Raw genomic sequence first — 18226 nt, forward strand, 5'->3', positions numbered from 1 at the left:
CCTACCGCAATTCCAAACCGCTTGGCTGAAGCGCGTCAACGAGACATTAGCCGAGATCGACTCCAAGTACGATGCCTTGCGGCGCAAGTCCGGTATCAACTCGCCCCCACCGACGACCACCGACGAGAACTAGCCCTGGCCCTGGCCCAACTTGAGGAGTATCAGCAGGTGTTGGATCGGGACTTGGCTGACAACGTTCCGCCATTTGACGGTTGAGTGAGCCTTGGTCTTGGCCTAAAATCGGGCCACACAACACCTCACGTTAGAATGGGACTATTCACCCGCCCCGTTTGGCTGAATTTTCTTTCCCTGCTGCCTGCCACCACCCTGGCGGTGCTGACCCTCGCCATTGCCTTTCTACGGTTCTACGATGTCCAAGATTTCCCCCTCCTCGGATTCATCGACCAACCCCGCCTTTGGAGCAACCGATTCACCGTGGCGGCCCTCTTGGCTACACTGGCTAATTTCGGCGTTGAGTGGAACCGTCGAAATCGAGAAACAAACCGCTTGGCTGAAGCAAGACAGCGAGAGGCTGAAGCAAGACAGCGAGAAGCTGAGACAAGAGAACGTGAGGCTGAAGCGCGTCAACGAGACCTTAGCCGAGATCGATGCCAAGTACGATGCCTTGCGGCGCAAGTCCGCTACCAACTCGACCCCACCGACGACCACCGACGAGAATTAGCCCTGGCCTTGGCCCAGCTTGAGGAGTATCAGCAGGTGTTGGATCGGGACTTGGCTGACAACGTTCCGCCATTCGACGGTTGAGTGAGCCTTGGACTGGGCCTAAAATCGGGCCACAAAACCCCTCCGTTAGAATGGGACTATTCACTCGCCCCGTTTGGCTGAATTTTCTTTCCCTGCTGCCTGCTACCACCCTGGCGGTGCTAACCCTCGCCATTGCTTTTCTACGGTTCTACGATGTCCAAGATTTCCCCCTCCTCGGATTCATCGCCCAACCCCGTCTCTGGAGCAACCGATTCACCGTGGCGGCCCTCTTGGCTACACTGGCTAATTTCGGCGTTGAGTGGAACCGTCGAAATCGAGAAACAAACCGCTTGGCTGAAGCAAGAGAACGCGAGGCTCGACGAGATCGCGAAGCAGCGGAAAGAGAGGCTGAAGCGCGTGAACGAGAAACTCGACGAGATCGATGCCAAATACGATGCCTTGCGGCACAAATCCGGCATCAACTCGACCCCACCAACGACCACCGACAAGCATTAGCCCTGGCCCTGGCGCAGCTTGAGGAGTATCAGCAGGTGTTGGATCGGGATTCAGCGCAGGATTCAATCTAATTGGTTAGAAAGAGAAGACATCCTTAATTTTCGTAACTCTACTTAGCTTCCACCAGAGAGTTTGTTAGAACAGTAGAGGCTTTGGCCTTGCAACCGCCGTAGCTCCGTGCGGCTATCTCTCAACTCTCTAGGAGTACACCAATGGGATACGTATCGCTCAATTTGGACGAGTTGAGAGAACAACGAGCTAACTACCCCCTCAGGCACCCTTTTCAGCACCAGATTGAATCCTTTGCAGCGTTGAATAAAACCTTCCGCTCTAATTCAGGCAAGACAGGTAGCGGGATTCTAGCCTTGCCCACCGGAGCTGGAAAAACCTTTACATCTGTAAAGTGGCTGATAGATCATGTTATTCCAAACAACATCAGAATTCTCTGACTTGCTCCTTCCTTCTACCTGCTCGATCAAGCTTTCACAGAATTATATAACAACGCGCATGAGATTAGCTCTTCTAGGCAATATCTGAATATCAGGCGTGTTTCTAGTAATTCTCACCATGCCCCAGCGTCATCCATCGAGTTGACTGATGACGTTATCATTATGAGCATCCCAACTGCCATTAGCAATTTGAACACTAATGCTCTAGATGGCTTTGGAAAAATTTGTAAAACAGCTCTCCGAGAATATGTAGAGCACTATCAAGATTCGGAATTCTTCGTAGTGATCGACGAGGCTCATCACTCTCCTGCCTATGGCTGTCGAAATTTATTGATTGGCAACTCAGAGTCTAAGCCTGGATTACGTACACTGCTGCCAAAGTCGCAGTTTCTAGGACTAACAGCCACTCCCACACATAATGACAGGGCTATTCGAGGTTGGCTATGGGATATTTTCAAAGATAAAGTCATTTATGAGGCTGAAAAAGCTACTCTAATTGCTCAGGGTATTTTAGCAAGACCTAACTATATAGAAGTCCCTACTGGGAAGAAGGTAGAAGTCGATGATAAGCTATTCTATAGCCTAACTAGGCAACATAAGGATCTGCCAGAGTCAATTATTGAAATTCTGGCTAGGGATAAGGATCGGAATAACCTAATTGTTAATGCCTATGTGAAGAACAAAGAGAAGTATGGCAAAACCATCATTTTTGCCGACCGATGGTTTCAGTGTGTGTATTTAAAGGAAAAGCTGCTAGAGAAAGGCATTCAAGCAGATGCCATTTATTCCCACATTGGTGCTGATCCTGGTTCGGAAACAGGCTCTAATCAGCGCGATGCCAATAAGAACCAGAAAATTCTAGAACGCTTCAAGACTGGAAAGGATGAGTACGGCAATGACGCTCCATTAGATGTGCTAATCAACGTCAGAATGCTGACGGAAGGGGCAGATGTTCCTTCCGTGCGGACGGTCTTCTTAACGCGACAAACCACAAGTTCGATCTTGATGACCCAAATGATAGGTCGAGCCTTACGCGGTGAAAAGGCTGGTGGCGGAAGTGAAGCCAATATTGTACTGTTCTTCGATGAATGGGAACGCTTAATCGATTGGGCGGTTCCAGACGGTGGTGATACTGTCGATAACAAGCCTTCGGTCAAGGGCTACTTTCCCCTCGAATATATTTCTATCTGTTTGGTAGAGGAACTCGCAAGGCATATCAAAAATCCTGATATTCCTCTTCCCCCATTTTCGGCCATCTTTCCTGTAGGTTGGTATCAGACGGATGTAGTCTATGCCAATACAGACGGGCAAACAGACTCTATGGAGAGTTTCGTTGAGTTTGTCATGGCCTATGAGCACAACAAAGATAAGTTTGATGACTTTATTGAGTTTATCTCTAATAACAAAAATCTTGATGATGAGTGGGCGAGAGAAGATCTATCAGAAAGTTGGTGCCAATCTCAAATAGAACCATGGGCTGCGCAATATTTTGATTTAGAAGCAGACAACTTTGGCAATAAACTTTATGCCGATCTAGCCCGTCTTGTACGCCACGTTGCCCAAACTGAAGAAAAACCTTCCTATTACTCCTTTGCGGATCGATGGCGGTATAATCTAGACAATCTAGCAGAAGCCTGGACTGACTTAAGTTTCAAGACTTTAAAAGAAGAACTGAAAAAGGAATTCTCCAGTCCTGGATCGCTATGGAAGACGTTTTATAAAACCTTTAGTCGATTTGAAACAGCGGCCAGTGCGGCGATCATGAGAATCCTAGATAAAGAGACAGGTTCACCGCCACCGACGACGCCACCGACGACGCCACCGCCACAGTCAACAAGTTTTACTCCAGAACAAAAAGCGCAAATTGTTCAAAGGGATGGCTATCGATGTCTTTGCTGCGGCATTGATGACCGAAGAGTAAGACTACAGGTTGATCACATTACGCCTCGCATGTTTGGTGGGCCGACTGTCATTGAAAATGGACAGTTGCTATGCCAACCCTGTAATAGTACGAAATATGTGGGAACGCATGAAATAAACTTTAGGCAGACTCAATCCCCTCTGGAAAAATCTAAGGATAGAATTGAGTTGCAAAATTTACTTAGCAAGCCCAATAACGACAACAATCCTATTCGTAGCCTAACCAGGGTCATCAATATTTTCTACCACTGTCGAGCAGTGAAAGCTATTGATTGTGATTTTACTAATCGAAGAAGCCCTCACTACTACGTGTGGACAATTCATCTCCATAAAGGAAACGATCCCGACTGGCTCTTATCCTGCAAAAATGACCTGATAGCTGGCATCCACCAAAAGCTTGGCTGTGCTTATCTTCAAGATATTCAGATCTGTGTATCCGAATAATTTAGAACTTGTATGACTCAACAAGATAAGCTTCTAGCCAAGATTCTGCGGGGAACTTCGGATGCCAATATCCCTTTTGATTCACTGTGTCAGCTTTTACAAACTTTAGGATTTGATGAGCGTATCCGAGGAAGTCATCACATTTTTTCAAAAGATGACATCGAGGAAATCCTCAACCTTCAGCCAAAGCAGGGAAAAGCGAAAGCTTATCAGGTTAAGCAAGTGAGAAACCTCATTTTGAAATATAGGTTAGGTAATTAGCATGGCCATTAAGTACGAACTCATTATCTACTGGAGTGAAGAGGATCAGTCCTGCATTGTGGAGGTTCCTGAATTACCCGGTTGTGCGGCAGATGGGGAAACCTATCAAGCAGCGGTGGCCAATGCCGAGGTTGTCATTCAAGAATGGATTGAAACCGCTCAAGCATTAGGTCGTCCCATTCCTACGCCCAAAGGCCGTCTTCTGTTTGCCTAACCCATAGGATACATTCGCGTCTTAAACCATTTTGGCTAATTTTAAGAGCAATCCCTTGGCCGCAATGCGCTGTCTATCCATCGCAAATCCAATTACACCAAGCTCGACGGGACTAGGCGATTTAAAAGAGAAAACACCCCAAACACCAGCAACACTACACCGCTGGCGGGGGTAATCCAGCTTGACCACTGGCGTAGGGAGAGCAGGCGCTTGAGGGTGGAGGTGAAGGTGCCCGCCAGCACCAGGGGCGTTACGTAGCCCACGGCATAGGCCAACAGAAAGGCACTGCCTAGGAGGGGGTTTTGGGTGGCGGAAATCCAGGCCAACAGCGTTGCTAAAACTGGGGTGCTGCACGGGGATGCCACAATACCGAAGGTCAACCCCAGGGCGTAGGCTTTCAGCCAGGGGGGCAGGTTCCACTGGCTGGCATCGAGATTGCCCAGGCTGGGTAGGGCGAGGGGTAACACTCCCAGCAAATTCAGCCCCATCACAATGGCAACGGCGCTGACCACCAGCGGCAGACCAATGGCCACCTGACCATAGACATAGCCAAACAGCCCCGCCACTAGACCCAAAACCGCCAGGGTGGTCGCCAGCCCCAGGGCAAAACCGAGGGAACGCAGAACGGATTCCTGGCGGGTGTCGCTGTCGTAGCCGCCCATGTAGCCCACCATAATCGGCAGCATGGACAGCAAACAGGGGGACAAACTGGTGAGTAACCCCGCCATCGCCACCACGGTCAAACTCATGGGGGAAACGTGGGTGAGTTGGGCATTCACCAACTGGTTGGCCCACTGGCTGAGGTCGTATAGATAAAGCTGGAGGCTCTCGAACATTCCGGGGGCAGGCACAAAAACAGCGATCCCCATTGTAGCGATTTAGCTCAGGTTGCCCCAATCCTCATCCCTGAAGTCGGTGGATTCACCCTCGGCGGTGGAGGAATCGGGTTGGTTCAGGAGGTTGTTGAGTTCGCCCAAATCCACTCCGGCCTTCTGGGCTAGGGTTTCGAGGTTGAAGATGTCCTCGTCGTCCAGGTTGCCTAGGGCCAGATCGTCATCGGACAGGGCCGATAGATCGAGGTCGTCCAGGTTGAAGGCAGAATCGATGTCTGCGGTGGAATTATCCCCCTCCGTGGATGTTTCTGGCCAAGGGTTGTCTGGGGGATCCACCACGGCTGAGTCTTCAAAGGTCAAGTTATCCAATCCTGAGTCCTCAAATCCTGAATCCTCAAATCCTGAATCCTCAAATCCTGAATCCTCAAACGCCAAGTCCTCCGAACCGTCGTCGTCTAAATCCAAGGGAACCTCGCCAAAAGGATCTTCACCGAAGGGATCCTCCCCGATGCTGTCTGGATCCGCATCATTCTGGTCAAACCTGCCATCGTCAGCAGAGTCCATGCTGGAATCGGCCCAGGCGACATCCCCAGCTAGGTCAGCACCCGGTTCTCCTAGGGTAGGGCCAGCGTCATCGACGAAAGCCGTGGCGGCTGGATCGGCCCCCAAGTCTGGGAAGGGGGCCGTATCAAAGCCTTCCTCCCCTAGGGCTTCTGCCTCAACGGCAGTGTCCACAAAGGGATCCATCGTGGCCATGAGTCCGTCTTGAAAATCCTGGGCACGTTGGTCGAAATCCATCTGAACCTGGGTCAGCTTTTCCGCCAGTTGCAGGTCGTATTCGGCCCGCAGTTCGGTTTCAAGCTGCTGGCGTAGGGAGTCCTCATCATCTGGGGTGTTGGCATCTCCCTCATCTCCCCCGTCCTGGGCCATCTGGAGCCTAGCTTCGTAGTCTTCGGTAAGGGCTTGGATCCGTTCGGTCAGATCATCTTGGTGACGGGCGACCGCCTCCGCCAGCCGTCGATCATACTCGGCCTGAAATCGGGCTTCAAGATCGGCATTGGCAGGCAGATCGAGGGACGGGGGCTCATCGGCGGGCTGAGCGGCCTGGGCCATTTGTAGGCGGGCGGCAAATTCCTGCTCTAGCTGGGCGATGCGTTGGGACATTTCATCCTGGTATTGCTCAATGCGCTCGGCTAAGCGACGGTCGTAGGCGGTGCGCAGTTCAGCCTCCAGGGTGGCGAGGCGATCTTGCATCTGGGTTTCATCCACCAGGCCAGCCCCCTGTCCATTGACCTCGGCTTGGGCCACCAAACCCTGTTCCTGAAGGGCATCGGCAAGGCGGGCGTCGGCTTCGTCCTGGTAGTGGGCGATGGCGTCGGCAAGGCGTTGGTCATAGTCCCGCTGCTGGGCGTCGCGCTCGGTGGCAAGGGTCTCCCGCAGGTGTTGCTCGTAGGCTTGCTGAATTTTGCGAGAATTTTCCTTCAGGCGGGCTTCGTATTGTTGCCGCAACTGGGCCTCATACTCGCTGACAGGGGCCGTGGCCCAAGCCTCGGCGGGCAGGTTAGGATCCTGGGAATCCAGGCCAGATCCTCCAGGGCTACCGGGCACTAGGTTCTGGCGGGCTTCGTATTCCGCCTCAAGCTGCTGGCGTTGGGCCTCGTACTGACGCTGATAGCGTTCGATCTTGTCCGCCAGTTGGGCCTCGTAGTCCTGCTGAAGTTGGGCCGTGGCGGTGCGTAGGCGTTCCTCATGATCCCGCTGCAAGATCGGCTCTCGATCCTGGCTCGTTTTGAGGGCCGCCGCCAGTGCATTAATCCGGCTTTGGCGGAGGTAAAACCCAACAGTGATGCCGACCAGCAAGCTGATCAGCAGCCCAATAATCATGCCTTGCATTGCTTGCGGCATTGCGCCTCTCCCAATTCAACCAAGCCCAGGCCCAGCCCACCTGAGCCTGCCTGGGAAACACTAGAGCCTAGAGAGCGTTTGTCGGCACCCCTAAACTTGACGATAATGATATACGCTGCGCCCCATTTGCGCGATTCAATCTTCTCGGAACTCTCATCGGCCCTACCCCCCATGCGCGATACCACCCTCAACGCCATTGCCGTCGTCATCTTTGGCATGACCATGGCCAGCCTACTTGGCCCCCTCGTCCACCTGTCCCCGGCCCTAGTGGCAGGGGTAGCGGCAACCGGGCTGGGGGTGTTCACCCTCGATCAACTCAACCTCCAAGGGCGTATCGGCAACCTGATCACCGATGGGCTGGCCTGGTTTTCCCCAGTGCATCGGCAGCGGGTGACGTACCACGAAGCCGGACACCTGCTAACGGCAATTCTGCTGGATATTCCCGTCCAAGGCTACACCCTCACCACCTGGGGGGCGTGGCGGCAAGGGCTACCGGGGCAGGGCGGCATCATCTTTGGGTTTGGGGATAACTTCAACGATAGGCTACCCAATGCCCTGACGCCCCAATGGCTCGACCGCTACAGCCAGGTGTGGATGGCGGGTCTAGCGGCGGAACAAATGGTCTACGGCGATGCCCTGGGTGGCGATGGCGATGTGCAAGCGTTGCGGCAGCTTTGGCGCGGGTTGGGTAAATCCGACCTAGAGGCCACCGTGAAACAGCGCTGGGCCACCCTCCAAGCCAAAACCCTGCTCGAAAAACACCGAGACGCCTTGGATGCCCTTGTCAACGCCATGGCCAAACGGGCCTCGGTAGACACCTGTCGCGAGTTGGTGCGGCGCACCTGTGCTGAGTTTTTAGCTGAGTTTGACGACGGCTTGGTTGGCCATCAGGGTATCCCCGGTCAAAATGTCTTCGACGGTGATGCGTAATAGGCGATTGGCATCGACGGAAAACAGGACGCGCACACGGTCGCTGCCGGGAAAACCGGGGGGATTGAGTTGGGCGATGGTGCGGGCACCGTCCTTATCGTTGAGGGGCTGGACGGTGCGGCTGGACTCACTGAGTTGGCGGGTCACCAGGCGACCGTTTTCAAAATAGACCTCGGTTTGGGTGGCGGCTTCCCCCAGTTCGCCGATGATTAGCTCGATGCTGGGCTGTTTTTCCACCGAAGCTCCCAACGTCAGCTCGACGGACTGAGCCATGGGGTAGGGTTGGCCCTGGGGAATAATCGGATGCCAGCCGTGGGCGTTGTTGCGCCGATCCCAGTAGCGGATGCCGTAGCTGTGGTAGAGAAAGTCGGACACTTCCAGCCCCAGCCCCACTTGCAGGGCACCCTGGGCCACAGCCTCGAAGGGGCGGTCGGCTTTGATTTTTTCGGCGGGGAAGCGCTGCTGCACCCAGGTTTGGACAGCGGGGATTTGGGCCGTCCCCCCCACCAACAGCACCGCTTCAATGTCCTCTGGGGCCACCCCCTGACGACGAGCCTGCTGAAGCACCTGGTTGAGGCTGGCCTCTAGTCGGTCGAGAAACTGGTGTTGGCTGAGAATATGGTCGAATTGCTCACGGTTCAGGCTGAGGTCGTAGGTGTCGAAAGTCCCGTCGTCGAAGTAGGCTTCCTGGGCGGTGGGCGTGTCGGAAAGGCGAATCTTCAGGCGTTCCGCTAGCCGTTGGGTCAGGGCGGTGATCGGTAAGTTTTGGGTGACGTGAAAGTGATCCACCAGCCAGTTGTCAATATCTGCCCCACCGAGGTTTTCCCCCGCCTTGGCCAACACCCGCGCCGTTTGGGGGCGTTGGGCGCTGTTCTGGTCGGGTTTCTTGCGGCCCCACTTCAGCATGAACCCCATGGGAGCCTGTTCCACCGGGGTAGCCAACTGCACCAGCGACCAATCCAACGTGCCGCCGCCGAAGTCCATCACCAGCAGGGTTTTCTCTTGGCTGAGGCCATAGCCGAGGGCGGCGGCGGTGGGTTCGTCGATCATGCGCACTTGGCCAAAATCTAGCCGTTCCGCCAGTTCCCCCAGCCACAGACGGTAGGCTTCAAAGCTGTCTACGGGCACGGTGAACACCAGGCTGTCGCTATCTCCGGTCTGTTCCTTGGCCCGGTTGAGCACGGCCTCTAGAAACCATTGCCCCACCTGGTCAAAGGTAACGATTTGGCCCTCGATTTCTGGCAAAAAACCTCGCCAAGGCACCCCAATGCCGCGCTTCACATTACGGAAAAAACGCGGATCGGTACTCATATCCAGCCCCCGATCCCGCACCGCCTGCCCCACCACTAGGCCGTCAGCCCCCAGCCGTTCTACGTAGGCCAAACTGGGCACCAGGGGCGGGTCGTTGCCCAGGGTCATGCTCAGACCGGGTAGGGAGAGGGTTTCTGGCTGCTGGAGGGCTTCATTCCAGCGGCTGACCACGGTATTGCTGGTTCCAAAATCAATGGCAAGGGTCATCGTGCAGGCAGACAGGGGTTAGGGTTGGTCAGAGGAGGGTTTCTTGGGCCAGGTGCGCAGCAGCACGGTGGCCAGGGTGATGACCGTAATGGGAATCACAAACAGCAGCATGATTTGGCTGAACAGTCCCAGGTGAGCGTGATCTGCCGCCCGTAGGATCAGGTAGGCGGCATAGGCGACGTAGTAGCTGCTAAAGAGCACCCCTTCCCAGCGGGAAATGACGTTACCTGTGGCAAAAATGGGAATACAGGCCATGGCTACCGCCACCATGACGGGCAGGTCAAAATGGAGGACAGCATCGGGAATGGCCACCCCACCGCTTGAGACGAGGGAGGTGACTCCCAACACCACCAGAATGTTAAAGATGTTGCTACCCACTACGTTGCCTACGGCAATGTCGCGCTCTCCCCGCATGGTCGCCACCACCGAGGTCGCGAGTTCGGGAAGGGACGTGCCCGCCGCCACGATGGTGAGGCCGATCACCAACTGGCTGACCCCAAACGCCGTGGCAATGGATACGGCTCCGTTGATGAACAGGCGCGACCCCAGCACCAGGGTCGCGAGGCCCAGCGCCATCCAGCCGAGGTTAATCAGCCACCCCAGCCGAGGCTGTTCCTTGAGGCCGTATTCCTGGTCGTACTCGGCCTGCACCTCAGCATTGCTTTCTTTGCGACTGAGGTAAACCAAAAACAGCGTATAAACAACGCCACCAACGAGTAGGATGATACCGTCAGAAGATTGCAGTTGATGATCGAGGGAAAAGAGAAGCAGGAGGCCCGAAACCCCAATCATAATCGGCACATCCAGACGGATCAGCTGCTGCGCCACCACCAGCGGAGCCACAAGGGATGACAGGCCCAAAATCACCAAAACATTGAAGATATTGCTGCCGATCACGTTACCCAGGGCGATGTCTCCCTGTCCCGCTAGGCTGGATTGAATGCTGACTGCCATTTCCGGAGCACTGGTGCCATAGGCTACCACCGTTAGGCCGATGATGAGCGGGGAAATACCGACCAAGGCGGCTAGGCGGGACGCCCCCTTCACAAGAGCCTCAGCGCCTACGAGCAACAGCCCGCCCCCAACAATAAGCAACAGAATAGCAACGATCATGGATGCAGTCTCACTTGGTCAACAGGTAACCGAGAAGGGGAATGGGTCATTGGGACGCACCATACCGCCTAGGATACCCCTAGGCTAGGATGATCCCCTGGCACGCTGAATGTTGCCTTCGACCTAACCTCTAGTATGTCTGATTTTGGAACTACCGTTGTTGGGCCTGACCCCTTAGCCCCTTGGCGCAGTCCCCTAGGGAGAGCCCTGCATCGCAACCGCAGCCAGCCCCACAGCCGTTACGTGCAACTGGCCACCCTAGCCGATGGTCGCCCTAGCAACCGCACGGTAGTGTTTCGCGGCTTCTACGATGGCAGCAATACTCTGATGTTTGTCACCGATACCCGCAGTGCCAAGGTGGCGGATCTCAGCCCAGGAGCCTGGGGAGAACTGTGCTGGTATTTTACCCAAACCCGCGAGCAGTTTCGCCTTGCGGGGGCCATCACCCTCGTCACCGCCGACACTGTCCATTGGGGCCTGATCCAAGCCCGTCAACACCGCTGGGAAGCCCTTTCTGCCGCCAGTCGCCAGTCCTTTTATTGGCCTCCCCCCGGTGATCTCCGGGCCGAGGATACCGCCTTTGCAATCCCCGCCGAGGCCGTAGCTGTGTCTACCCCACCCCCCACCTTTGGCCTGGTTCTACTCCAGCCCGACTGGGTCGATCACTTGGAACTGCGGGGGAATCCACAAACGCGCACCCAGTATCAACGACAGTCCGATGGTGGGTGGCAGGTGATGGCGGTGAATCCCTAAGCAGGGGTCAGGCACCTTGACGGGTGGCCTGCGCATTCAAATCGGTTATTTCAAGTTCGGTTATTTCAAGTAATGTCCCACTGCCATTTGCAGCAAAATCGGTTCGCCGCCTGGATGGTGGTATTTATCCGCCCAGGCTCGAATCACTTCATCGAGATCCTTGAACGCCTGATCTAAATCTTCAGCGGCAATGTCCAGTTCCTCTAGCACGCGCATGGTGTCGGGGCGATGGCTGGCCCACTCGCGCATCATCCGAAAATACTGGGCCGTATCTTCGATCATGGCGTACATGCGCTCCTCAGAATCGGCGGGGGAGTAGGAACTCCGCGCTAGGGCATAGTAGGAGGATCCGCAGTGGGTGTCGAGGCGGAGGACGGTACCCGAATAGATCAGCCGTCGCCGAATGTGTTCCCCCAGAGCTTCGCTGAGGCCGACTCGGTGATTCTGGGGCAAATCCTCCTGGGACTTTTCGTGCAGAATTTCGATCAACTCTAGGAACTGGAAGGAGTTGATAATTTTGGCGTCGGGGGTATTCGGGGGGAGTTTATTCGTGAGACTAGTCTTTTCTTCGGCAGATAGGGACGTGCCCGACACCTGCGACTGCCCTGGATGCCAAGGATAGCGGCGCAACCACATATAGGGAAACTGAATCAGGTAGCGGGGCTCTTGGGATCCGAGGAGTTTCAGCAGTTTGCCCTCCGCCAACGCCTGCCGAATTTCCTCCACAATCGCCTTGACCCGCTTGGGCTCGATGTGGTGCAGATGTCCGGTCATCCGCAGGTTCTCGCCCTGTTCGAGGTAGGTGGTATAGATGGCGCACTTGGCGGCGGTGGCGGCGGCATCTAAAAAAGCGCCGTGGCGGTGCCCCCCGGTACGCATGGCGCTGAAGGCCAGGTATAACAAAATTTGATCAATGGCGCTGGGGCTGAGCCGACGAATTAATTCATCATCATGGGTGGCCGGAAAGGTTAGGGCCGGTTGCGGAACGGAATCAGCCATGGGCTATGGAGGCGCGGAGGACGGTGAATGGAGAGACCAGTAAGCAGCACAGCCCCTCTCAGGCAGTTTAGCCTGTTCTTAGGTAGGGTAAACGCCTTGGATGAGGTTAGGCGCGAGCTGGATCAAGGGGGTTAATCCGGCCACTGCCACGGTAAGCGGTGAAGGTGGCTTTATTCTGGGGCGGGGTAGGCCGATCCGAATTGGGATTAATCCGGCCACTGCCGCGAAAACTAATCTTGTAGTTCAGGGTTCGCTGCCGCAGGCGACCACTACCCCGGTCATCTTCCTGGGCAGACAGGGTAGGGGCCATGTCCTGCCCCGCCAGGGTCGGGAATTCAGGGATCCAAGACACCCCCAGGGTCAAAGCCGTAACACTAGCCAAGCCAATCCGAACGGGCCAAGGGGAGAAAGAGTTCATAGCAATTGATTTCTTAGCGCTTCTAGTCCTAGTTACGAGCAGAAGTCACCCCGGTCAGGACAACTCTTGATCCGTGAATTCGCTGAAATTGCGGTCTGGGGCTGAAGCGAACCGTGTCGCTGAATAACGGCCCTTATTTCGCCGTATGGGGGAGTGATTGCGCCCCTAATCCCACCCCAGGGGGGAAATGTCAGGAAAAAAGGCGGTAGAAATAGCCAGAACGATCTACCCTAAGTGGAATATTGGTTTATCTACTGCTGTGGCCATGCCCTCGCTTGCCCTTGCCAGCCGTGTAACGCGCGTTACCCCCTCCATGACCCTCGCCATTGCGGCTAAGGCAAAGGCCATGAAAGCCGATGGCTTGCCGGTGTGCAGTTTTAGCGCCGGGGAACCCGACTTTGACACCCCCGACCACATCAAAGCCGCCGCCAAGGCCGCCCTCGACCAAGGCAAAACCCGCTACGGCCCCGCCGCCGGAGAGCCCGCCCTGCGTCAGGCCATTGCCAATAAGCTGCAACGGGACAACAATCTCTGCTACGGCCCAGAAAATGTCATCGTCACCAATGGCGGCAAGCACTCTCTCTACGGGCTGATCATGGCCCTGATTGAGGAGGGCGACGAGGTGATTATTCCCGCCCCCTACTGGGTCAGCTATCCCGAAATGGTGCAGTTGGCGGGCGGCACTCCGGTGATCGTCCCCACCACCGCCGAGCAAAACTACCGCATCACCCCCGATCAACTGCGGCAGGCCATCACCCCAAAAACCAAGCTGTTTGTCCTCAACTCGCCCTCCAACCCCACGGGGATGGTGTATTCTCCTGCCGAAATTGCCGCCCTCGCTGACGTGGTGGTGGAAGCGGATATTTGGGTGGTGTCGGACGAAATCTACGAAAAAATTCTCTACAACGGAGCCACCCACCTCAGTATTGGGGCCGTTTCCGCCGCCGCCTTTGAGCGCACGATTATTAGTAATGGCTTTGCCAAGGGCTATTCCATGACCGGATGGCGGCTGGGCTACTTGGCGGGGCCAGAACCCCTGATCCAGGCCGTCAGCACCATCCAAAGCCACAGCACCTCCAACGTCTGCACCTTTGCCCAGTATGGGGCCATCGCCGCCCTAGAAGGCCCTCAGGACTGCATCGAGATGATGGGCAAGGCCTTTGCCGAACGTCGCCAGGTGATTATCGAGCGCTGCCGCCAAATTCCAGGGTTAAGCTGTGGCGAACCGGAAGGAGCCTTCTATCTCTATATTGATATCCAGTCCCTCGGCATTCCTTCCCTAGCGTTCTGTACCCGCCTGATTGACGAAAAATACGTCGCCGCCATTCCCGGCATTGCCTTTGGGGCCGAGGGCACCATCCGCCTCTCCTACGCCACCGACATGGACACCATCCTAGAAGGTATGGATCGTCTCGCCCAGTTCGTGGGTGGGTTATAAAGGCTAGTTCTCGTCGGTGGGATTGAGTTAATACCGGACTTGCACCGCAAGGCATCGTATTTGGTATCTATTGGCCACTGTCAAAAGGGATTACGCGCCATCGTTGGCCTCGGTATTGAACCAGAGATCGGCATCGAGTTCCACCAGATCCAGCAGCGCTTCGTGTAGGGTGGCAGCGCGACCTTCAATGGCGAGGTCAAACCAGCCGTCCTCTTGGCCATTGGCCCCTAGCAGTGCGCCAAGAATGTTCACTTTGAGGCCATAGCGATTAATCAAATTAGAAATAACCGGATCGGGGTGACGATCTTTGGGAATGCGAACCTTAACCTGAATTTGTACCAGGCTCTCTGGGGCCTGAAGCTGTAGGGCATTGAGACTATAGTCTGGAGAAACTAACGCCATGGTTGGCCTCCTTAAACAGGTAGGGAAAAACTTTTCAAACTCTAGATCCTGTCTGACAGACAAGAGATGCTGAACCAGGTGCGGCAACCGCCCCTCTACAGCATTAGGGTAATGTAGGGGTCAGGTCTCCTGACCCTTTAGTGAATCTGAATTCTGTCAAGTTTGGTCAGTCAATCAGTCCTAAACCTATTCCTAAACGCATTAATGAGCTTTGTACTGTACTCCGGCATAACGTTCCAACAAAAATTTCAGCACTAGGGTGACAACAGCCAACCCAGCCAAGAGCAACGCAGCGGTATAGGCAGCCTGTGAATTGTATTGAATGTGAGCTTCTTCAATGAACAAAGGCAGGGTTTGGGTTTTGCCTGCAATGTTGCCAGACACCACCGCCACGGCCCCAAATTCGCCCATAGCCCTCGCATTACAGAGGATCAAGCCATACAGAAGACTCCACTTAATGGAGGGTAGGGTGACCCGCCAAAAGGTTTGCCAGGGTGTTGCCCCTAGGGTAGCAGCGGCCTCTTCTTGCTCGGTGCCAGCCTCTTCGAGGGCGGGGAGAATTTCGCGGGCAATAAAAGGCATGGTGACAAAGATGGTCGCCATCACAATGCCAGGAAGAGCAAAGATAACCTTGATACCCTGAGCATACAGTATTGGCCCAAACCATCCCCGGTTGCCAAACAACAGTACCAGCATCAGACCTGCAACGACCGGAGAAATAGAGAAGGGCAAATCAATAATGCTAATCAGTAGGGCGCGTCCTGGAAAGTTTTTATTAGCCAGGGAGATGGCCGCACAAAGCCCAAAAATCGTGTTGAGCGGTACGGTAATGGCGGTTGTAATGATGGTGAGCCTCACCGCATTTAGGAAGTGCTGGCTGGTAAAGGTATCTACTAAACTCGGCCATCCCCCTTTAAGGGCTTGGATAAATACGTTGAGGGCTGGGATTAAGAGGACGAGGGCTAAGTAGCCAAACACGAAGGCAATGAGCCATCCCTTGGCCCACGGGAACCCATCTCTAGAAGGTTTAGATCGAGCTTGAGTTTCCGTTAGTTGAAGATTTAGAGAATCGTTAGTCATAGAATCGTCGGCCTCGCGCTTGAATTAAATTAATCACCAACAAAATCCCCAGGGAAATCAACAGCAGTACAGAACCAATGACCGTTGCCCCGGCATAGTCAAACTGTTCTAGGCGTTGAATAATCAACACGGGTGCAATCAGGTCTTGAAAGGGAATATTTCCGGCAATAATCACCACCGATCCGTATTCCCCTACTGCCCGCGAAAAGCCCATCGCTACCCCGGTGAGAATAGCGGGCATCAGCGGCGGCAAAATCACGCGCCAAAAGGTTTGCCACGGCGAGGCCCCCATCGACCAAGCAGCTTCTTCGGCCTCGGCTTCCAAATCTTGCAGGACGGGCTGCACCGTGCGCACCACAAAAGGCAACGAAATGAAGATCATCGCCACCAGCACCCCCAATCGGGTGAAGGAAACCTTGATGCCAAAGGGTTCGAGGAAGCCGCCAATCCAGCCGTTGGTGCTGTAGATGGTGGAGAGGGTGAGACCTGCCACCGCTGTGGGTAGGGCAAAGGGGAGGTCAATGATGGCGTCTAAAAATCGCTGACCGGGAAACTCGTAGCGCACCAGCACCCAGGCGATAATCAACCCCGCTACGCCGTTGATCAGCCCCGCCACTAGGGCGGTGACAAAGGTGACGCGATAGGTTGAGAGGGCCACGGGATCGGTGGCAATGCGCCAGATCTCCGCTGGGTTGAGGGTTAGGGCTTGGAGCAATAGGGCCGCCATCGGCAAAAACAGCAGCAGTGTCAGATACAGCCAGGTGATGCGCCAGGGCCAAGAGGCATGGCGAAACTGGTGCCAAAGGTTGGATGGAGATAGTGGCGGGGAGGGAGTCATGGGTTGTAAAAAGCGATGTGGATAGGCCAGGTAGTGGGAGATCCCCCCTAGCCCCCCTTGGTAAGGGGGGAACCGGAGTCAAAGTCTCCCGTTTGGAGTCAAAGTCCCCCTTTTTAAGGAGGATTTAGGGGGATCCCCCAATCTGTACGTGCGAAAGTCAGGCTACAGCGCCTCTCTACTGGCCGACTTTGGCTTGAATTTGGTCAAAAATGGCCCCATCGGCGAAGAATTTCTGATCAATGGCGTCCCAGCCACCGAGGTCGGCGATGGTAAACAGGGTGGTAACTTTGGGAAATTGGTCGGCAAACTTTTCGCTCACCGTCGGATCCACGGGCCGAAAGCCCACCTTGGCAAATTCCTCCTGGGCCGTTGGCGTAAACAGAAACTCCACAAAGGCTTCGGCCACCTCACGGGTGCCGTGTTTGTCCACATTGGCATCCACTACGGCAACGGGATTGTCGATGGAAATGTTCACATCAGGGACGATGTAGGGCAAAATTTCGCCCTTTTGGGCCGCTAGCAGCACCTCGTTTTCGTAGTTAATCAGCACATCGCCCTGGCCACGGGTGAAAAATACATCGGTGGACTCCCGTGCATCCTTGGGTAGCACGGGCACGTTTTGGTAAATGCGGCTAACAAAGTCTAGGGCGGCAGCGTCATCGCTCCCCGTTTGCGTCTTAAACCCCCAGGCTCCCAGGAAATTCCACTTGGCCCCACCCGATGTTTTGGGATTAGCCGTTACCACAGCCACGTCGTTGCGGGCGAGATCGTCCCAGCCCTGGATGTTTTTGGGGTTGCCCTCGCGGGTGACGAGCACTGCCACCGACTTATGCACAATGGCGTTGTTCGGGGCTTCGTTCTCCCAACCGGGTTCAATCAGGCCACCCGCCTCCAGCTTTTTGGTATCCCCCGCTAGGGCCAGGGCTACCACATCAGCCTCTAGGCCATCCAGCACGGCGCGGGTTTGGGAACCCGACCCGCCATAGCTTTGGTTGAACGTGACTTCCTGCCCGGTTTGGGCTTTCCATTGCTCGGCAAACTTCGGAATGATTTGCTCGTAGGCCGCCTGGGTGACAGCGTAGGACACCAGCGTAAGTTCTACTTTTTCCCCCGTGGTGGAGGTTGCAGAGGTTCCCGTGTCAGAAGCGGCATTGGGGGAACTGGGCGCACCGCAAGCCGCAATCACACCCGCCATCCCCAACCCAGCGGCAAACAACACAACCGAACGGCGCGACAGAACACGACCCCCAAGGGGGAAAGACGGCTTAGTCATGATCACTCTCCAAAAACTACGGTATCTCGATGGGATTACCGAGGATTTCCTTGGAGAGACTGTAGCACAACCTGACTGAATTTGTATCTCAAAACATTTGAAATTCAAGCCAGAATTTTTCTGAATTGACATGGACGTGGTTTTGAAACTACGCTGAGTTAGCCCCGTCGAGCTAGAGCCGCCTGGATCGGTTAGAAATCTCGCACGGGGTAGGCTC

19 protein-coding genes are annotated in these 18226 nt (G+C 55.0%); 9 read left to right on the forward strand and 10 right to left on the reverse strand.

Annotation, left to right across the window (positions count from 1 at the left end; translation table 11 throughout):
* Positions 1-21 precede the first annotated feature (21 nt).
* From H6G62_RS08675 to H6G62_RS08700, 6 genes are all read left to right on the forward strand, one after another.
* The gene (locus H6G62_RS08675; protein WP_190494127.1) at positions 22-216 is read left to right on the forward strand and encodes a hypothetical protein; all 195 of its coding nucleotides are present in this window, start codon (positions 22-24) and stop codon (positions 214-216) included.
* A gap of 51 nt (positions 217-267) precedes the next feature.
* Positions 268-765, forward strand: a complete 498-nt coding sequence (locus tag H6G62_RS08680; RefSeq protein WP_199324841.1) for a hypothetical protein — start codon at positions 268-270, stop codon at positions 763-765.
* Positions 766-815: 50 nt separating this feature from the next.
* Positions 816-1292, forward strand: a complete 477-nt coding sequence (locus H6G62_RS08685; RefSeq protein WP_199324842.1) for a hypothetical protein — start codon at positions 816-818, stop codon at positions 1290-1292.
* A gap of 468 nt (positions 1293-1760) precedes the next feature.
* The gene (locus H6G62_RS08690; RefSeq protein WP_347239317.1) at positions 1761-4034 is read left to right on the forward strand and encodes an HNH endonuclease; all 2274 of its coding nucleotides are present in this window, start codon (positions 1761-1763) and stop codon (positions 4032-4034) included.
* A 12-nt stretch (positions 4035-4046) separates the two neighbouring features.
* The gene (locus H6G62_RS08695) at positions 4047-4295 is read left to right on the forward strand and encodes a type II toxin-antitoxin system HicA family toxin (RefSeq protein ID WP_190494131.1); all 249 of its coding nucleotides are present in this window, start codon (positions 4047-4049) and stop codon (positions 4293-4295) included.
* 1 nt (position 4296) lies between these two features.
* Positions 4297-4509, forward strand: coding sequence for a type II toxin-antitoxin system HicB family antitoxin (locus tag H6G62_RS08700; protein WP_190494132.1), 213 nt, complete (start codon positions 4297-4299; stop codon positions 4507-4509).
* 92 nt (positions 4510-4601) lie between these two features.
* On the opposite strand, the gene H6G62_RS08705 is transcribed toward H6G62_RS08700, so the two are convergent.
* A complete protein-coding gene (locus H6G62_RS08705; protein ID WP_190494192.1) occupies positions 4602-5345 on the reverse strand; it encodes a cytochrome c biogenesis protein CcdA in 744 nt (247 codons plus the stop codon).
* 42 nt (positions 5346-5387) lie between these two features.
* Positions 5388-7247 (reverse strand): hypothetical protein, encoded by a 1860-nt coding sequence (locus H6G62_RS08710; protein ID WP_190494134.1) that lies wholly within the window; start codon positions 7245-7247, stop codon positions 5388-5390.
* Positions 7248-7352: 105 nt separating this feature from the next.
* Here H6G62_RS08710 and H6G62_RS08715 point away from each other — a divergent pair, with 105 nt between their 5' ends.
* A complete protein-coding gene (locus tag H6G62_RS08715; protein ID WP_190494136.1) occupies positions 7353-8177 on the forward strand; it encodes an ATP-dependent Zn protease in 825 nt (274 codons plus the stop codon).
* On the opposite strand, the gene H6G62_RS08720 is transcribed toward H6G62_RS08715, so the two are convergent.
* Both H6G62_RS08720 and H6G62_RS08725 read right to left on the reverse strand, forming a co-directional pair.
* Entirely contained in the window at positions 8103-9695 is a 1593-nt protein-coding gene (locus H6G62_RS08720; protein ID WP_190494138.1) for an Hsp70 family protein, read from the reverse strand. The two genes, H6G62_RS08715 and H6G62_RS08720, sit on opposite strands and share 75 nt — an antisense overlap.
* Before the next feature lie 18 nt (positions 9696-9713).
* Entirely contained in the window at positions 9714-10808 is a 1095-nt protein-coding gene (locus H6G62_RS08725; RefSeq protein WP_190494140.1) for a calcium/sodium antiporter, read from the reverse strand.
* 135 nt (positions 10809-10943) lie between these two features.
* On the opposite strand from H6G62_RS08725, the gene H6G62_RS08730 reads away from it, so the two are divergent.
* Positions 10944-11561, forward strand: a complete 618-nt coding sequence (locus H6G62_RS08730) for an Npun_F5749 family FMN-dependent PPOX-type flavoprotein (RefSeq protein WP_190494142.1) — start codon at positions 10944-10946, stop codon at positions 11559-11561.
* 60 nt (positions 11562-11621) lie between these two features.
* Here H6G62_RS08730 and hetR read toward each other — a convergent pair whose 3' ends face one another.
* Positions 11622-12560 carry a heterocyst differentiation master regulator HetR gene (gene hetR, locus H6G62_RS08735; protein ID WP_190494144.1) on the reverse strand — a complete coding sequence of 313 codons (939 nt, stop codon included), beginning with the start codon at positions 12558-12560 and terminating at the stop codon, positions 11622-11624.
* 106 nt (positions 12561-12666) lie between these two features.
* A complete protein-coding gene (locus H6G62_RS08740; RefSeq protein ID WP_190494146.1) occupies positions 12667-12978 on the reverse strand; it encodes a hypothetical protein in 312 nt (103 codons plus the stop codon).
* A gap of 265 nt (positions 12979-13243) precedes the next feature.
* On the opposite strand from H6G62_RS08740, the gene H6G62_RS08745 reads away from it, so the two are divergent.
* Entirely contained in the window at positions 13244-14416 is a 1173-nt protein-coding gene (locus H6G62_RS08745; RefSeq protein ID WP_190494148.1) for a pyridoxal phosphate-dependent aminotransferase, read from the forward strand.
* Positions 14417-14506: 90 nt separating this feature from the next.
* Here the strand turns inward: H6G62_RS08745 and H6G62_RS08750 are convergent, their stop codons facing one another.
* From H6G62_RS08750 to H6G62_RS08765, 4 genes are all read right to left on the reverse strand, one after another.
* Positions 14507-14818, reverse strand: coding sequence for an NIL domain-containing protein (locus tag H6G62_RS08750; RefSeq protein WP_190494150.1), 312 nt, complete (start codon positions 14816-14818; stop codon positions 14507-14509).
* A 201-nt stretch (positions 14819-15019) separates the two neighbouring features.
* Positions 15020-15898 carry a sulfate ABC transporter permease subunit CysW gene (gene cysW, locus H6G62_RS08755; RefSeq protein WP_190494152.1) on the reverse strand — a complete coding sequence of 293 codons (879 nt, stop codon included), beginning with the start codon at positions 15896-15898 and terminating at the stop codon, positions 15020-15022.
* The gene (gene cysT / locus H6G62_RS08760; protein ID WP_190494154.1) at positions 15891-16736 is read right to left on the reverse strand and encodes a sulfate ABC transporter permease subunit CysT; all 846 of its coding nucleotides are present in this window, start codon (positions 16734-16736) and stop codon (positions 15891-15893) included. Before cysT ends, cysW begins: the two co-directional genes overlap by 8 nt.
* Before the next feature lie 175 nt (positions 16737-16911).
* On the reverse strand, positions 16912-18009 hold the full coding sequence (locus H6G62_RS08765) for a sulfate ABC transporter substrate-binding protein (protein ID WP_190494156.1): 1098 nt from the start codon (positions 18007-18009) through the stop codon (positions 16912-16914).
* Between the last annotated feature and the right edge of the window lie 217 nt (positions 18010-18226).

Source organism: Phormidium sp. FACHB-1136 (assembly GCF_014697375.1).
Classification (GTDB): domain Bacteria; phylum Cyanobacteriota; class Cyanobacteriia; order Phormidesmidales; family Phormidesmidaceae; genus Nodosilinea.

Bases quoted from the DNA above. Each gene is read 5' to 3' on its own strand.
- cysW (WP_190494152.1), bottom strand. From the start codon at position 15,898: ATGACTAACGATTCTCTAAATCTTCAACTAACGGAAACTCAAGCTCGA.
- H6G62_RS08730 (WP_190494142.1), top strand. From the start codon at position 10,944: ATGTCTGATTTTGGAACTACCGTTGTTGGGCCTGACCCCTTAGCCCCT.
- H6G62_RS08715 (WP_190494136.1), top strand. From the start codon at position 7,353: ATGATATACGCTGCGCCCCATTTGCGCGATTCAATCTTCTCGGAACTC.
- H6G62_RS08725 (WP_190494140.1), bottom strand. From the start codon at position 10,808: ATGATCGTTGCTATTCTGTTGCTTATTGTTGGGGGCGGGCTGTTGCTC.
- H6G62_RS08740 (WP_190494146.1), bottom strand. From the start codon at position 12,978: ATGAACTCTTTCTCCCCTTGGCCCGTTCGGATTGGCTTGGCTAGTGTT.
- H6G62_RS08720 (WP_190494138.1), bottom strand. From the start codon at position 9,695: ATGACCCTTGCCATTGATTTTGGAACCAGCAATACCGTGGTCAGCCGC.
- H6G62_RS08700 (WP_190494132.1), top strand. From the start codon at position 4,297: ATGGCCATTAAGTACGAACTCATTATCTACTGGAGTGAAGAGGATCAG.
- H6G62_RS08750 (WP_190494150.1), bottom strand. From the start codon at position 14,818: ATGGCGTTAGTTTCTCCAGACTATAGTCTCAATGCCCTACAGCTTCAG.
- H6G62_RS08765 (WP_190494156.1), bottom strand. From the start codon at position 18,009: ATGACTAAGCCGTCTTTCCCCCTTGGGGGTCGTGTTCTGTCGCGCCGT.
- H6G62_RS08685 (WP_199324842.1), top strand. From the start codon at position 816: ATGGGACTATTCACTCGCCCCGTTTGGCTGAATTTTCTTTCCCTGCTG.
- H6G62_RS08695 (WP_190494131.1), top strand. From the start codon at position 4,047: ATGACTCAACAAGATAAGCTTCTAGCCAAGATTCTGCGGGGAACTTCG.
- cysT (WP_190494154.1), bottom strand. From the start codon at position 16,736: ATGACTCCCTCCCCGCCACTATCTCCATCCAACCTTTGGCACCAGTTT.
- H6G62_RS08680 (WP_199324841.1), top strand. From the start codon at position 268: ATGGGACTATTCACCCGCCCCGTTTGGCTGAATTTTCTTTCCCTGCTG.
- H6G62_RS08705 (WP_190494192.1), bottom strand. From the start codon at position 5,345: ATGTTCGAGAGCCTCCAGCTTTATCTATACGACCTCAGCCAGTGGGCC.
- H6G62_RS08710 (WP_190494134.1), bottom strand. From the start codon at position 7,247: ATGCCGCAAGCAATGCAAGGCATGATTATTGGGCTGCTGATCAGCTTG.
- hetR (WP_190494144.1), bottom strand. From the start codon at position 12,560: ATGGCTGATTCCGTTCCGCAACCGGCCCTAACCTTTCCGGCCACCCAT.
- H6G62_RS08745 (WP_190494148.1), top strand. From the start codon at position 13,244: ATGCCCTCGCTTGCCCTTGCCAGCCGTGTAACGCGCGTTACCCCCTCC.